This is a genomic window from Sphingobacterium sp. UBA865, assembly GCF_002295765.1.
GTDB lineage: Bacteria > Bacteroidota > Bacteroidia > Sphingobacteriales > Sphingobacteriaceae > Sphingobacterium > Sphingobacterium multivorum.
This window is the reverse complement of sequence record NZ_DBGB01000042.1, coordinates 357548-374623: the sequence shown is the minus strand read 5'-3', so window position 1 is coordinate 374623 and position 17076 is coordinate 357548. Positions and strand designations below refer to the sequence as shown.

Sequence of the window (17076 nt, the reverse complement as noted above, 5' to 3'; positions counted from 1 at the left end):
AATTAACCAACTAACAAATTTAAAAAGATGAAAAGACTATATTATATTATCAATTTGATCTTGATCTCGTCCTTGTTCTGTCAGTCCTGTAAAGACGATTTTGGCAATGTCATCTATCCCGATGGTCCCTTAGAACTCAGTGTCTCAACATCAGATATTGTATTGAATGTTGCCGCCCCGGAGCAGGAAGCTGTAGTATTCGACTGGACTTCGGGTTCTAATTTTGGAACGAATGCAGCCATCAAGTATACCCTTGAAATCGGTGAAAAAGGTAAGGATTTTAAGCCTTCCATTAACAGTACTTTTGAGAAAGGATTGCGGTCACAAAGATATGTTACCAAAGATTTTAATCAATTGTTGATTGAAAAGCTTGGCATCACAGCAGGAAGCGGAGCACAGCTGGAAGCGCGTGTCATAGCAGAGACCCAAGACGGACAAAGCGCAACACAGTTGTCTCAAATAATTAGTTTAAAGATCAAAACCTACAAGCCGGTTACCGAAACACTCTATATCCTTGGTAGCGCAACAAGCAACGGCTGGGATGCGAACAAAGCCAGCAGGATGAATCCGATACAGGGTACGCCAGGAGCCTTTATATGGCAAGGTGTACTGAGCCGGGGCGAGTTTAAGTTTATCAGCACCTTGGGCAATTTTACACCTTCATACAACAAAGGAACAAATAATGAAAAGCTCTATTATCGTGAGTCGGAGTCAGATCCCTACGATGTTCCATTTACCGTTGCCAAATCTGGACTATACCAAGTCAAAGTCAATCTGATCGATCGATCTATTGTCATTACTGAAATTGAGGGAGCTATGTATGATGCACTGTGGTTTGTGGGTGGCTTTACCGGTTGGTCCTTTCAGCCTATGGTGAAAGACCCGAATGACCCTTTTATTTTTACCTATCATGCCGTATTGAATTCTAATAATAGCACCGACGAGTTTAAGATTGCAACGAAGCCAGATTTTGATCCAAGCGTTGTCTTTTTGCGCCCAGAGACAGATCAACAAGGCGTTGGAACAGACCTACCTGTCGTCAAGTGGTCCGAAAGTGAAAATAAGAATGATTATAAATGGCGGATTAATAAAGGAATCTATAAGATCAGACTGGATCTACGGGCCAATAAAATTACCATTGCTCCTTTTACATCGTTTCCGGCTATTTATCTTGTGGGCGATGCGACACCCAATGGTTGGGATATTGCCACAGCAACCCCAATGGTTAAGGGTGATACACCCCACAGGTTTACCTGGTCTGGAACACTTAAAGCCGGTGAATTAAAGTTTAGTTGCGATAAACAGGCCGATTGGAATGGCGCATGGTTTTTGGCTTCACAAAATGGCAGGACACCCTCAGGGCAGACCGAGCAGATGATCTTTAGCAAGTCTGGCTCTAATCCAGATAATAAGTGGAAAGTGACCACTGCGGGTACATACAGTATCATACTGGATCAGCTACAGGAAACAGTCACAATTATCAAACAATAAATCAATCTTAAGCTTTTTCCTCCATCAACAAAATGGAGGAAATTAATAAGCTTCTGTGTGCATGATATAATTATTTACAGATGAAACGAATATTCAGACTTGTGGTTGCCGGCGGAATCCTTCTAAGCGCGAGCTGCAACAACTATTACGATATTGAAAAAGACCCGATCACCTATGGGCAGACCTATTTTAAGCCTGTCATCAATACAGATAAAGCTGTTTATAAACCTGGGGAAAAGATCACATTTACAGCTGCCATCTCCGACAATAATTTGAGTGTCGCCTATACCTATCTGGGCGAATTGATCAAAGAGGAGCCGCTTTCGCAGCTGAGCTGGACCTGGACACCACCTACAACAGACTTTCGGGGCTACATGGTCTATCTTTTTAAAACTGATGATACAACTAAAAAGCCGCTCTACAGCATAGCCGTTGATGTATCTTCTGACTGGCGCAAGTTTCCACGGTATGGATTTGTATCCAATTACGATCGCCTTGATCAGCAGGTAATACAACGCAATGTCGAAACGCTCAACCGTTTCCATATTAATGGAATCCAGTTTTATGACTGGCAGATGGATCAGCATAAACCTTTGGCCGGTTCAGTATCCAATCCGGCTGATTCCTGGCTGGATCTCATCGGCCGGACTAATTACAAATCTACCGTGGATGGCTATATTCAGGCCGCTCATGATAAAGGGATGAAAGCGATGTTCTACAACTTGTTGTATGGCGCTTTGTCCAATGCGGCAAGTGATGGGGTATCCGAACAATGGTACCTTTTTAAGGATAATCAACATCAGGAGAAAGATAGGCATTCGTTGAATGCACCCTTTCGCAGCAATATCTATTTGGTCGATCCCGGCAACTCCGACTGGCAGACCTACATTAACAAAAGACATCAAGATGTATTTGCGGTCTATAATTTTGACGGCTATCATATTGATCAGTTGGGAGACCGCGGAAAACTATATGACTATACTGGCAAAGAAGTGAAACTAGAGCAGCGCTACGCCCCATTCATAGCAGCGTCAAAGAAGGCTTTTCCGGGCAAGTATCACGTGATGAATGCAGTTAATCAATACGGTCAGGAGTCTGGGATAGCACCATCTGCTGTTGATTTTTTATATACCGAAGTTTGGGATCCTAACAAATCATACGATGAATTGGTGAAAATTATTCAAGACAATGACCGTTTTAGCAATTACAATAAGAATACCGTATTAGCAGCTTATATGAACTATGCTAAGTCCAATCAGGCAGGCTTTGTCAATGAGCCAGGCGTGTTGCTGACCAATGCGGTCATCTTTGCCAATGGAGGGGCTCACCTTGAAATGGGAGAACATTATTTGACCAATGAATATTTTGCAAATAACAACCTGCAGCTTAAAGGAACAACAAAGGAAAAGCTGATCCAATATTATGACTTTATGGTCGCTTACCAAAACGTATTGCGAGATGGTGGTACAGCCGCGGTCTTTAGTGTCACCGGTACAAACGCTTTGACTATCAGTAATGGTAAAGCAAGATCAGGCAGTATTACAAGCTATGGGCGATATTTTGCTAACCGCGATGTAATCCATTTGATCAATTTTAAGGATGCCAATACTATGGAATGGCGTGATACCAATGGGACCCAACAGGAACCCTCCAGTATCGATGGCCTACAGATCAAGCTCGACGTGACACGTACTGTCAAGCGTGTATGGCTGGCATCGCCCGATATGCAAGGGGGCGTCGCTATTCCGCTTACTAAAGCGCAGACAGGAAATAAATTGACCATAGATCTGCCGGGGCTCAAGTATTGGGACATGGTTGTGATCGAATATTAAAAACCTATTATGCATAAACTAAAATCTTTTTATTTGATGCTGTTTTGCCTGATCTCCATCGTTCATGGAGCAGCAGGGCAGATGATGAAAGCGACACAATGCCAAGATTATCAGATCGAGGGGCGAAAGGTGACTTTCAATTGCAGCGACGGCGCTAAGTTGGAGCTTTATTTTTGCAGCAGTTCTGTTGTTCGGATATGGTATGATGTCAGCGGCACATTGCAAAGGAAGAATTCTTCCTTTGCAGTAGTTCATGAACAGCTTGAAGACATCGGTGAAATCAAGGTGAATAACGAACCGGCAACCTTCGAAATCTTCACCGGAAAGCTGCGTGTCCGTCTCAACAAGAATCCCATGCAATTGCTGATTTACGATAAGTGGCAAAAGTTGGTTTTCAGTGATTATAAAAGTCTTGGGCACAGCACGAGCGGTACCAAGACGGTGGCACATAAAGTACTGCGTCCCGATGAACAATTCTTTGGCCTAGGCGAAAAGACTGGGCCGCTCAATCGAAGAGGCCGGTCTTACAAGATGTGGAATAGCGACAAACCCTGTTATAGCAGTCAAGAAGATCCATTGTATAAGAGTATTCCTTTTTTCATGAGCAGCTACCATTATGGTATTTTTTTGGACAATACCTATAAAACAGCTTTTGACTTTGGAACCAGCAGTACAGAATCCTATTCCTTTGGAGCACCAGATGGTCCCTTCATCTACTATTTTATCTATGGAAAGGATTATAAAGAGATCCAACAGCAATATATCGCATTGACTGGGAAACCGATCATGCCACCGAGGTGGGCGTTTGGTTTTGCACAGAGCCGTGGACTTTATACACGGGAAGACCAAGCTTTGGAGATCGCTTCCGAATTTCGAAAGCGGGAAATTCCCTGTGATATCATCTATCAGGATATAGGCTGGACACAGGAACTGCAAGATTTCAACTGGCGTAAAGGAAATTATAAAGATCCTAAAGGAATGCTCAAAAAGCTGAATGAAAAAGGCTTTAAGATGATTCTCTCACAAGATCCAGTGGTGTCGCAATCAAATAAGAGTCAGTGGCAGGAGGCCCATCAAAAAGGATATTTTGTCAAGGACCGTCGTACGGGTACATCTTATGATATGCCTTGGCCATGGGGTGGTAATTGTGGTGTCGTTGATTTTACAAATCCATCTGTGGCCGACTGGTGGGGGCAGCTCCAGCAGAAGCCCCTAGCCGATGGTGTGAGTGGTTTCTGGACAGATATGGGGGAGCCTGCCTGGAGCAATGAAGAGGATGTTGATAGACTTCATATGCAACACCAGTTAGGCATGCATGCCGAGATCCACAACGTATACGGTCTTACCTGGGATAAGGTGGTGAAAGAGCAGTTTGACAAGCGTAATCCCAACAAGCGGATCTTTCAGATGACACGCGCAGCATATGCTGGACTTCAGCGCTATACCTTTGGTTGGTCTGGCGATAGTGGCAGTGGAACCGAAGTGACTGAAGGCTGGAGTCAATTGGCCAATCAGGTTGCGGTCGGATTATCGGCGGGGCTTGGCGGTATTCCATTCTGGACGACAGATATTTCAGGTTACTGTGGAGACATTACAGACTACCCTGCTATGGCGGAGCTGTATACACGTTGGATGCAATTTGGTATTTTTAATCCATTGAGCCGTGCCCATCACGAAGGCAACAATGCGGTCGAACCCTGGTTATTTGGTGAGGTCGCCGAAAAAAATGCCAAGACAGCCATTGAACTCAAATATCAACTGTTTCCATATCTCTATTCCCATGCGTACAAAGCGCATCAGACAGGTCTACCTATATTAAGGGGCTTGTTTATGGAATTTCCACAAGACGACCAAGTTATCGGGATCAATGATCAGTTTATGTTTGGACAGGAAATCCTCGTGGCCCCTGTACTGAAAAAAGGCGAACGGATCAAAAAACTCTATCTGCCCGATGGCGAATGGATTGATTTTAACGACAAAAAGACGGTATATCTGGGTGGGCAGCAGATTGCCTACCGAGCACCTCTGAATCGAATTCCGATGTTTGTCAAAAAAGGTGCTATCGTACCCATGATGCCGATCATGCAATATATCGGTCAGGATCCAATACATCCGCTTTATATCCATATCTTCCCCAATTATGAAGGAGAGTCCGCTACATTTGAACTTTATGAAGACGATGGTGAGACACAGGATTATCTCAAAGGTATTGGTGCTACGACACGCTTTACCTGCACAACCCTGGCAGAAAGAGATTTTGAAACAGCGATTCAGCCCCAGGATAAAGGCTACATACCTGCCAAAGGAAGACAGCTCTACTTAAGCTATCATCTTGAAAGCAAGCCCAATGTCGTCACCATTGATGGTAAGACCATACCCTATGCTGTGGCGGACAATAATCAAACGTCAACGATAAAGAAAAATGAGTCCAGTTGGACATGGGATGCCCAACAGGGGAGCTGTATCGTTAAGTTGACGGATAATCGAAATGCGAAAAATATAAAAATCCACTAATTATCATAAAAAATGAAGAAAACGACGCTCTTGATGAGTTTATTTTTAATCACTTTGGGACTGCAAGCCCAAGAGCTGCTTTCGCCTTCGGGAAAATTGAAACTTCAGTTTTCACTGGATGCATCAGGTGCACCGACGTATACCTTGAGTTATAAAGGCAAAGCTGTAATCAAACCCAGTAAGTTAGGATTGGAATTGACCGGCAATACCAAGAAAGTTGAATTTTCAGGGGCAGGAGAAGGCAATGGAGAACCGTTGTCCAGTTCACTGTATGACGAGTTTGAACAGACGGCACAAGAAAGCAAACATGTTGATGAGCGCTGGAATCCTGTTTGGGGCGAAGAAAGTGAGATTCGAAACCATTACAACGAACTAACCATTAGCTTGCAACAGAAAACGTCCAAAAGAAAACTTGTGGTCCGTTTCAGATTATTTGACCAAGGTTTGGGATTTCGCTACGAATTTCCCGAGCAAAAGGAGATGACTTATCTCGTTGTAAAAGAGGAAAAAACGCAATTTGCAATGAATGGCGATCATACAGCTTTTTGGATTCCAGGAGATTACGATACCCAGGAGTATGATTACACCAAGTCTCGTCTGTCTGAGATCAGAGGATTGATGGCCAAAGCGATTACGCCCAATGCCTCGCAGACCCCATTTTCGCCTACAGGTGTACAGACGGCTTTGATGATGAAAAGTGACGACGGGCTATATATCAATATCCACGAAGCGGCTTTAATTAATTATGCCTGTATGCATCTTAATCTGGATGACAAAAATTTTGTGTTTCAATCTTGGCTGACACCCGATGCCAATGGGACCAAGGGCAATTTGCAGACGCCTGCTCGGAGCCCCTGGCGCACAATTATGGTGAGTGATGATGCCAGAGATATTTTGGCTTCCCGGATGACGCTCAACCTCAATGAGCCCACTAAAATTAAAGATCCTTCGTGGATAAAGCCTACTAAATATGTAGGTGTATGGTGGGAGATGATTACCGGAAAGAGCGAGTGGTCCTATACCTATGATCTTCCTAGTGTACATCTAGGTGAAACGGACTATAGCAAAGTGAAGCCTCATGGCAAACATGGTGCTAAGACGGCGAATGTAAAACGTTACATTGATTTCGCAGCAAAACACGGGTTTGATGGCGTATTAGTCGAGGGCTGGAATATTGGCTGGGAAGATTGGTTTGGCAATGCCAAAGATCATGTGTTTGATTTTGTTACGCCCTATCCCGATTTTGATCTGGCAGGCATCCGGGATTATGCCAAGCAAAAGGGCGTTAAGATGATTATGCATCACGAGACCTCGGGAGCAGTCCGCAATTATGAGCGTTATTTGGATAGCGCTTATAGATTTATGAAAGACAATGGTTATGAGGCTGTCAAAAGTGGCTATGTAGGCAATATTATTCCCCGAGGCGAATATCACTATAGTCAGTGGATCAATAACCATTATCAATATGCCTTGGAGAAAGCTGCTAAATATAAGATCATGGTCAATGCGCATGAAGCCGTACGTCCGACAGGTTTATCACGTACCTGGCCCAATCTGATCGGTAATGAGTCTGCACGTGGCACAGAGTATCAGGCATTCGGGGGTAACCATGCAAACCATGTTACCATTTTACCTTTTACGCGGCTTATCGGTGGACCGATGGACTATACACCGGGCATCTTTGAGATGGACATCCAAAAGATCAATCCTAAGAATACATCCCATGTCAATTCTACTTTAGCCAACCAGCTGGCATTGTATGTGACCATGTACAGTCCATTGCAGATGGCAGCCGACCTCCCTGAGAATTATGAGCGTTTTATCGATGCTTTTCAGTTTATCAAAGATGTTGCCGTCGATTGGGACAGTAGCCTATATCTCGAAGCAGAACCGGGAGAATACCTAACGATAGCCCGTAAATCAAAAGGTAAAAATGAATGGTTTGTCGGGAATGTCAGCGGGGAGAAAGGACATGAATCTATCTTGGATTTTGGTTTTTTAACAACGGGCAAAAAATATGAAGCTACGATCTACGCTGATGCTCCAGATGCTCATTACAAAACCAATCCCCAGGCTTATGTGATAAAAAAGCTTAAAATAAATAATAAAAGTAAATTAAAACAAAGGTCTGCACCTGGCGGTGGCTTTGCTATTCGGATCGTGGAACTATAATTAATTTTCATTCATATAGCATATTATCTTGACTCGTTTGTCTATATTTTAAAATTTGTATAAAAATTGACCACGAAAAAGATATTAGTTATATTTAAGGAACATACTATCGCTAAAATTATTTGTAGCACATTTTTATAAAAAATACTGAAATTTGAATTATTTGATTTTAACAATTGTCACTTATGTACATATAAATAGAAAGAATTTGTTAGTGGTAATTAGCAGTTGAATATTAAGTTCTGTATCAATTAATTTCCAAAGTGTTCTTAATGCCGTTGCTTGTCAGTTAAATTGTACTATTTTATTATTGGTAAATATTTTATGGAGCAAACTTATAAAGAGCCTTCTGCATCCAGTAGGCATAAAAGGAATCTACTAATCGTTTTAGGATTAAGTGGAACCTATTTAATTGCAGAGGTCGTAGGAGGTATATTGACAAAAAGTCTAGCCTTGTTGGCAGATGCAGCACACATGTTTACGGATGTAGCTGGACTTTTTTTGTCATTTATTGCTATTAAGATTGGCGAAAGAAAAGCCAATTCTAAAAAGACTTTTGGATATTTTAGAACAGAGATATTGGCTGCAGTTATAAATGCTGTCGTACTGCTTGCTATCTCAATTTATGTTCTTTTCGAATCTTGGCAGCGATTTATGGATCCTCCCAAGGTACAGAGTGGCAGCATGATGTTAGTCGCGGGAATTGGCCTTATAGTAAATATAATAGGAATCATAATCATACGAAAAGATTCATCTGAAAGTTTGAATATGAAAGGTGCTTATTTTGAGGTTTTATCTGACGGGTTAACATCAATAGGGGTGATGATTGCGGGTATTATCATGCTGATTACAGATTGGTATTATGCCGATCCTCTCATTTCCGCTGCTATTGGCTTACTTATTTTCCCTAGGACTTGGAAACTTTTGAAAGAAGCTATAAATGTCTTGTTGGAGAGCACCCCAAAGGATGTCGATATAGAAAAACTGAGAAATACACTTGAACAAGTGGATGGCGTAATAGAAATACATGATCTCCATGTCTGGTCTCTCACATCAGGCGTCAACGCTATGAGTTCTCATGTTTTGGTGCACAGTAAAATGGATACAGATATTATCCTTGCTGCTTTAAATGATAGGGCTACAAAGGATTTTAAACTGTCGCATACAACTTTTCAAATTGAATCAAAGAGGCAGCAAGACATTAACGTACATGACTAATTTATTAAAAAGCTATTTTTATAAGGCTTTGCAAACAAAAATGAAATAAGAGATTATATAAGGTCTCAATAAAAAATAGTGTTGCTAATACTTAAGCATAGTAAGTATAATTTTATTCAAAATTAATAAGAAAGGAGTTTTTTTATTACTTTTGTTTTAAATATGAGATGGAAAGCAGCTATATTGTTATTTTATATCTTAGCACTCTTTACAGTGCCTTGTGGGGATATTAATAATAGTTGTGAAGCTCTTTCCAAATACGCGAATGAAACTAGCCATAGACATGACAAGGACAAGGACGATTATTGTACACCCTTTTGCCAGTGCACATGCTGTAGTATCTCAGTTGTTTCCTTCAGTTTTAATGTTCCTGAATTGCACGTTCCAATACAGTTATTCTTAAAGAAAAAAATGAGAATGTGGGATTGTAGCTTTTTCTCCCAGTATTCAGGTACTATCTGGCAGCCGCCAAAATTTTTCTCCTAAATTCATTTGAAATTTAAGTGAGTTAGGGTATAATGTATATTTATATATTACTTTTGATTTCTTACTGCGTGATGCCAAAAGATTAATCAATGTCATCAAGCAATATTTGATTCTTCCTACCTTATACTACTTTCTTTTATTCCTTACCTTTTTTGTTCACGAGATATGGGCAAGCTTGATTTTTAAATGTTAACTAGCGATATACATTGTGTTTGGCATAATCATAAAATTCAATATTAAGAACAAGGTCATTACTGGTTTTGGCATCCTGCTATTTATTTTCTGAAGCATGCTATTTTCCTGAAAGTAATATAGTAATTGGCGGTCGTCTGATAACGAATATCCTTAGCAATGTCTTCTACACGAAATCATCGATTTATTATTATTAAATAACAGAATGCTTTAACATCTGAAAATTGGAATGAAAAAAAAGCAGAAGTATTATCGAAGACAATCTCCTACTAAAAAAAGGAAAAGAAATGTTGTAAAAAGTGTTCCTAATCACTATAAGAGAAGAAAAAGATCTCCACTCATGGTGTTTTTTATAATTGTAATTCTAATAGCATTGATTATAGCTTTTATTGTTCAAATAAAACATACCTATTTACACTATAGAGGGATAAGACATTAAAATTTTCATAAACGCAGTGTAAAGTTATTCTTAGACAAGATTACTGGTGTATTTGGATAAGAATAAGTATTTAAAATTTTTAAGCCTAATATTTTAAGATTAATCAAACAATGAAAGAAAAAACCGTTTTAAATGTAAATAGAGTAAAACTCACTTATCTTTATTTGCCACTTATTCTACTGTTAATAATAACCATTTATATTTATTTAAATGATGCTTTTTCTATTAATTCGTATATAGAAATTCAGAAGGAAGCTTTTTTTTACCTAAATTTTGAATTAGCAAAATTTCCACTAATTCAATACAATCTGACACAACTAGGAGATGCTTTTATTTTTCTCTCCTTACTCACACCTTTATTAGTTTATATACCTAAATTATGGGAAGCACTTATATCAGCTAGTATTATTTCTGGTTTAATATGCTCCCCTTTGAAATGGTTATTTAAAGTTCCAAGACCAGCATCAGCGTTTCATGAAAATAGTTTTGTGATTATAGGTAAAGCATATTATGGAAGCAATAGTCTTCCTTCTGGGCATTCGATTACAATTTTTACTGTCCTGACTGTTGTTCTTTTAGTTTTAATGCCTGCAGATAAGTATTTTAAGCTTCTTTGGACGTCATTTATTGTTTGTTTAGGAATTATATTATGTCTAACGCGAGTCGCGGTAGGAGCTCATTTCTTATTAGATGTTTTATTCGGAAGTATTATAGGCTATATTTCTGGAATACTAGGGATTTTATTTATTAAAAGATATGGAATGTGGAATTGGATTGGTAAAGGAGAAAACTATCCATTATTTATTGCTCTATTTTTTGGATCTATTGTATTTGGGATTTTTAAAATTGTAAATAGTAATTTATTTATCTTTTATTTTTCTTGTTTAAGTTTGTTTGTTTCGTCATTTATTCTTTTGATGAGATATATTAAAAGGTGACATTTTTAAAAATTGTGGAATTAACAGATGGTATATTTCTGAGGAAGTAAAATTGTTAGACTGGAGTGAACATTAAGGTAAGAGAATTTAACAACTTAACAGAGTTATGTCAAGAGAAAGAAAGGTTTACACCAATAGCAATAAAGATTCCAGATATGGGAATAGTATATTTCGTGGGAGTGTAAAATAAACTGTGTCATTGGCTGAATTACCTCCTCGCGAGAAGGTAATTCAGCCACTTTGCTTATTGCAAATCTAACACCATTCTTCCCGAAAATCAAATTGCTAATTTCTGTGCCGTAGTTCCCCAATTGGCCAGTGGCATCGTCCATTTTTTCTTAATGTTTTTATGTGCTAAATAAACCAATTTCAATAACGCCAAGTCTGAAGTGAACGCACCTTTGGTTTTAGTGACCTTACGGACCTGGCGATGGAATCCTTCGATCGTATTGGTGGTGTAGATCAATTTTCGGATGGATTTATCGTATCGGAAATAGATGGTCAGACGATCCCAGTTACGCCGCCACGAGTCGATGACCACCGGATACTTTTCACCCCATTTATCCTGAAGTTCATCCATCCGCAGTCCGGCAAGATCCAATGTATCGGCTCGGTAAACTGGTTTTAGGTCGTTCATAAATTCCTTTTGGTCCTTACTGGTCACATACTTTAAGCTATTACGGATCTGGTGCACGACACAGGTCTGTACTTCAGTGTCGGGAAAAACACTCTGTATCGCTTCAGAAAAGCCTTTTAGATTATCGATACAGGCGATTAAGATATCCTCCACACCCCGGTTCTGTAAATCGGTCAGTACGCTCAGCCAAAAGTTAGCACCCTCATTTTCCGAAACATACATCCCCAGTAAATGCTTGTGCCCTTTTCGATCAACGCCAAGGATATTGTATACTGCTCGAGAAACAAAACGATGGTCTTCTTTAACCTTGTAATGCATGGCATCCATCCACACGATCGTATAAAGAGAATCCAGGCTTCTTGATTGCCATTCCTTGACCTCAGGAATGATCTTATCGGTAATGGAAGAAAGCGTACTGTGGCTGATGTCCGTATCGTACATTTCCTTGATGTGATTCGAAATATCACGCAAACTCATACCGAGCCCATACATACCCAAAATCTTCTTCTCAAGGCTCTCAGCTAAGATAGTCTCACGTTTCTTAACGAGCTGGGGCTCGAAGTTGGATTGACGGTCACGGGGTGTTTCAATATCGATCGTACCCTCCGAAGTTCGGATCTGCTTAATGGACTTGCCATTACGCCGATTACCACTGGAGCGCTGAGCCGCGTCCATGTGGCTCTCCATCTCTGCTTCTAACGCTGCTTCTAAAAACTTTTTCATTAATGGAGCAAAAGCTCCGTTATTGCCATAAAGTGATTCTCCGCTCCCTAACTGTTTCAGGGCTTTATCCTTCATGGACTCAAAATCAAAATCGCTTTCTTTAATATTCATAATACTATGTCAAAAATAATACTTCTATTTATTATCCTTGACACAGTCTATTTTACAGTCTCTTTTTCGTGGCTAATATTATTCTTAACAAGTACAGCATTGACTGCTCTTCCATCGCCAAGTATTTCTTGAACTTCCGTATTCAAATGTACTTCAATATTTGATGTGGCCATCACTCTAGCGAACATTGCTTTTTATGCTTTAAATTCATCTTTTCTAACCAACATGTGAACTTTATTATAAATCTTTGAAAAATAAGTAGCTTCTTCCGCGGCAGTATCTCCAGCCCCGACTATTGCAACATCTTGTCCTTTGAAAAAGAAACCGTCACATATAGCGCAGGCAGATACACCGAATCCATTATATTTTTCTTCCGATTCTAAACCTAACCATTTAGCTGTTGCGTTTGTTGCAATTATTACTGTTTGTGCAATAATTTTCTTTTATCCGTCGATTTCCAATATATGATTGCCGTCTGTTTTTGAAAAGTCAACTTTAGTTACATATCCAAATCGTATATCTGTGCCAAACCTTTCTGCTTGCATTCTGAGATCTTCCATCAGAATTGGTCCAGTTACTCCTTGAGGATATCCAGGGAAATTATCAACTTCAGTAGTTTGAGTCAGATGTCCTCCCGGAGTCATCCCAGTAAACATAACAGGAGAAAGATCTGCGCGAGCGGCATAAATTGCTGCTTTATATTCTGCTGGACCAGAGCCAATAATTACGCATTTTACGAACTCGTTTTCGATTGTTTTCATTGTAATGTTAATCTATTATCATATGTGTTGAAATCAAAATTAGAGCAAAAAAAATAAGAATCTATGTGAAATAAAACTTCCGAATAATTCGTCGAAATAGTCGATTATCAAATCTATTTTTTTTTAAAATTGATTTTCTATTCTTTGTGCTTTTCTAATCACAATTTTTGGAACTACTTTCAGAGGTTTATTATATTACTAAGATTTAAGAATCTGAATGCAATTTGGCTAATCCTTTTGGTAAGTCTTTTGAAAGATATGTTGGCGTAATTCTCAATAAAAATAGTCAAGGGAAAGAATATACTATTTCTGAAGAGATCGTATTTGAATACAAACGGAATTCACTCAAGACCTCTGATTGGATTGTCTTGTCAGATAACGAGAAAATATTCATCGAATGTAAAACAAAGAGATTAAGAATGCCTTCCAAAACATTAGAGAGATTTTCTGAAACATTGGAAGAGGATATTGATTTTATTGCCAGGCTTATATATGAATTTTATTCAACGTATACACACATTTAGTGTAAAATTTTGGTGTATTTGACTATTTAAATGTGTTAAAATTTTTCTTATCTTAGTGAAAGTATAGTAGTAGCCATAAAACTTGTTTGAATTTCAATTCCAGCGATTATTTTAGTAACCGGGGATATTTTTATTAATTATATTCGTTTAAGGTAATAGAGTTGCGGTTTTCGTATGAAAGTGTGTTGCTAAACTATGCTTAATTCTATAGGTTTTAATATTTTTTATTAGAAAATGGCAAGAGAGACTTTTATTTCCTACAAATATAGCGAGGCTAGGGGATTACGGGATAAAATTATTGATAAGTTAGGGAAGGACGCTGAATATTATAGAGGGGAAACTGCAGACTCTCCTAATTTGGTTACTACTTCGGTGGAAAACATAAAAAACAATCTAAAAGATATGATTTATGGAACATCGGTGACCATAGTTATAATATCCCCTAATATGATAAAAAGCGATTGGATAGAGTGGGAAATTGAATATTCTTTAAAAGAGATTAGCCGGGATGGGAGAGCGTCAAAAACAAATGGAATATTAGGTGTCATTATGAAAGTAAATGGTAATTATGATTGGATTGTTTCAAGGAGGAAAAATCAAGATGGTTGTATTTCAAGATATTTGGATACTAATTATCTATTTGACATAATTAAAAATAATCGTCTTAATTTAATAACTAATGATAGGTACACTTGTAAAACTTGTAAAACATTCGATCAATTGACTGGCTCATACTTTTCTATTATCGAAGAAGATGATTTTCTAACGGATCCAGCAAAATATATTGAAAATGCATATATGAAGAGTAAAAATTTATGGGACTACAAATTATGTAAAATAAGTTAAGGGGCATTTATTAAACTATTCACGTGAAAAATTTACTATCTAAAAAACTTTTATCAAGTGTTGCTAGCAGCTTAAATGAATCTGTTCAACTAAAAAATCAAGCTGAGAAAAAAAGGGAACGGAAAAAGTTTTCTTACGAGACGTCAGTATTCCTTTCACATAAGCATGATGAAAAGGACATTATTCAGCAAGCTATTGTACTTCTTAATAAACTAGGCGTGGACGTATATGTCGATTGGCTTGATTCGGGCATACCTGCCAATACGAATGAATATACGGCTACAAGAATTAAGGAAAAGATCAGAGAAAATGAAAAATTTATATTGTTAGCAACTGAACAAGCTATACGCTCGAGATGGTGCAATTGGGAACTGGGATACGGAGATGCATTTAAATATGGTGAAAATATAGCCATTATGCCTATTACAGAAAAGGAAGATAATATTTTCAGTGGATCTGAATACTTAAAAATTTATCCTATCATAACTTCTGAATATACATTCGTGCCTGGAACTTATTACGTTGAGCATAAAGGATCAAGGATACCATTACAAAAATGGCTACAAAAATGAAATTTACAGCAGAGCAAAAACTATTTATAAATCAATATATAACAGAAATTAACAACGGAGATGCTGCCATTTTTGCTGGAGCCGGGCTTTCTGCTGCTCTTGGTTTTGTTGATTGGAAAGGATTATTGAAAGATCTTGCAGAAGAGTTGAAACTGGATATAAAAAAAGAGCATGATCTTATTTCAATTGCACAATATCATACAAATAAATTCAATAGAGGTAAGATAAATGAAAAAATTAAGAATGAATTTACCTCACTTAGTAAGGGCAGTGAAAATCATTTTATTCTCTCTCGCTTAGACATTGATACTTTCTGGACAACTAATTATGACCAATTAATAGAAAAAACTTTAGAATCTTATGGGAAGACTGTTGAAAGAAAAATACGCAATGTAGATTTTGGTAGCAACATAAAGAAGAAAGATGCAATTTTATATAAGATGCATGGCGATAAAGACTCTCCGGATGAAGCGGTTTTGACAAAAGACGATTATGAAACATATAACGATAAGAAGGAGCTATTTTCTACTGCATTAAGGGGCGATTTGCTTTCTAAAACTTTCCTTTTTATTGGTTTTAGTTTTGATGATCCCAATCTTGAATATATATTAAGTAGAATAAGGATATTATTACGAGATAATACACCAACCCATTTTTGTTTTTTCAAAGAGGTCAATGAGGATGACTTCAAGGATGGGGGAAAAAAGCCAGAGGAAAATCATCAAGATTACATGTATGCCCATATCAGACAAGAATTAAAAATTGAAGACCTGCGACGTTATGGAATTAAGGCAATTCTTGTTAAATCATATTCAGAAATAACTGACATTCTTTCTGAGATAGAAAAAAGGATTAAAAGAAAGAATATTTTCATTTCCGGAGCTTCAGATGATTATACACCGTTTAGTGAGGAAAATGCTAAAAATTTTGTGCACTCTTTGAGCTATAAATTAGCGAGCAAAAAATATAAAATAGTATCAGGTTTTGGTATTGGTATTGGGAGTATTGTAATTAATGGTGCGTTGGATTATAAGTTAAATTCAAATTTTAGAAGTTTGGATGATCTATTAATTTTGAGACCTTTTCCTCAAGTTCAAACTGGAAGTTTAAGTTTAGAAGAAATGCGTACCATTAATCGAAATGAAATGATTTCAATGGCTGGAATCGCTATTTTTATTTTTGGAAACAAAAAGGAAGGAAATGATATCGTTAAAGCTGATGGAATGCTGGAAGAGTTCGATATTTGTTTAAAAAACAATATCATTCCAATCCCTGTTGGTGTCACGGGGTCAGTAGCTAAGGAATTATGGGAGACAGTCGTTAATGATCTTCCATCTTACTATCCTGACAACAATGAATTATATTCTAAGATTAGGGATTTGGGAGAAGAAAATCTTTCTATAAATTCTTTAACGGATAAAATTATCGAAACAATAGATATATTACAGAAGGTTTAGAAGGCGTTTGAGTTTTGTATACAATGAGGTGCTGTGGTCTCAAGTATTAAACAGAATGAACTGATATTAGGTAACGAGGGTATATTAAAATTTATAATTGTAGGTTATGATTGCCTACTTGATAATGATCGAAAAGAAAAAATTCTTTGATGTCTCGATCGAT

At 38.1% G+C, this 17076-nt stretch carries 11 protein-coding genes and 1 pseudogene; 10 read left to right on the top strand and 2 right to left on the bottom strand.

The annotated features are described in order from the left end of the window. The first annotated feature begins 27 nt into the window (after positions 1-27). From B2O97_RS24625 to B2O97_RS24600, 7 genes are all read left to right on the top strand, one after another. A complete protein-coding gene (locus B2O97_RS24625; protein WP_088160822.1) occupies positions 28-1491 on the top strand; it encodes a SusF/SusE family outer membrane protein in 1464 nt (487 codons plus the stop codon). An 80-nt stretch (positions 1492-1571) separates the two neighbouring features. After that, entirely contained in the window at positions 1572-3323 is a 1752-nt protein-coding gene (locus B2O97_RS24620) for a glycoside hydrolase family 66 protein (RefSeq protein WP_088160823.1), read from the top strand. 9 nt (positions 3324-3332) lie between these two features. After that, positions 3333-5837 (top strand): glycoside hydrolase family 31 protein, encoded by a 2505-nt coding sequence (locus B2O97_RS24615; RefSeq protein ID WP_198386060.1) that lies wholly within the window; start codon positions 3333-3335, stop codon positions 5835-5837. Between the two features lie 12 nt (positions 5838-5849). Then, positions 5850-8009 carry a glycoside hydrolase family 97 protein gene (locus B2O97_RS24610; RefSeq protein WP_088160825.1) on the top strand — a complete coding sequence of 720 codons (2160 nt, stop codon included), beginning with the start codon at positions 5850-5852 and terminating at the stop codon, positions 8007-8009. 282 nt (positions 8010-8291) lie between these two features. Further along, positions 8292-9227: a cation diffusion facilitator family transporter gene (locus B2O97_RS24605; protein ID WP_198386061.1), complete on the top strand. Its 936-nt coding sequence runs from the start codon at positions 8292-8294 to the stop codon at positions 9225-9227. Positions 9228-9389: 162 nt separating this feature from the next. Then, entirely contained in the window at positions 9390-9713 is a 324-nt protein-coding gene (locus B2O97_RS25295) for a DUF6660 family protein (protein WP_353681976.1), read from the top strand. A 741-nt stretch (positions 9714-10454) separates the two neighbouring features. Continuing rightward, the gene (locus B2O97_RS24600) at positions 10455-11282 is read left to right on the top strand and encodes a phosphatase PAP2 family protein (protein WP_286768323.1); all 828 of its coding nucleotides are present in this window, start codon (positions 10455-10457) and stop codon (positions 11280-11282) included. A 277-nt stretch (positions 11283-11559) separates the two neighbouring features. Here the strand turns inward: B2O97_RS24600 and B2O97_RS24595 are convergent, their stop codons facing one another. Beyond that, positions 11560-12753, bottom strand: a complete 1194-nt coding sequence (locus B2O97_RS24595; protein ID WP_286768322.1) for an IS256 family transposase — start codon at positions 12751-12753, stop codon at positions 11560-11562. 53 nt (positions 12754-12806) lie between these two features. After that, positions 12807-13514, bottom strand: a pseudogene (locus tag B2O97_RS24590) (NAD(P)/FAD-dependent oxidoreductase); the annotation flags it as partial. A 758-nt stretch (positions 13515-14272) separates the two neighbouring features. On the opposite strand from B2O97_RS24590, the gene B2O97_RS24585 reads away from it, so the two are divergent. Genes B2O97_RS24585 through B2O97_RS24575 form a run of 3 tightly spaced genes read left to right on the top strand, consistent with a single transcriptional unit; the run spans position 14273 to position 16913 of the window. Beyond that, positions 14273-14884 carry a TIR domain-containing protein gene (locus tag B2O97_RS24585; protein WP_088160829.1) on the top strand — a complete coding sequence of 204 codons (612 nt, stop codon included), beginning with the start codon at positions 14273-14275 and terminating at the stop codon, positions 14882-14884. Between the two features lie 23 nt (positions 14885-14907). Then, the gene (locus tag B2O97_RS24580; protein WP_088160830.1) at positions 14908-15456 is read left to right on the top strand and encodes a toll/interleukin-1 receptor domain-containing protein; all 549 of its coding nucleotides are present in this window, start codon (positions 14908-14910) and stop codon (positions 15454-15456) included. Then, the gene (locus B2O97_RS24575; protein ID WP_198386063.1) at positions 15453-16913 is read left to right on the top strand and encodes an SIR2 family protein; all 1461 of its coding nucleotides are present in this window, start codon (positions 15453-15455) and stop codon (positions 16911-16913) included. The genes B2O97_RS24580 and B2O97_RS24575 overlap by 4 nt, the downstream gene beginning before the upstream one ends. Positions 16914-17076 lie beyond the last annotated feature (163 nt).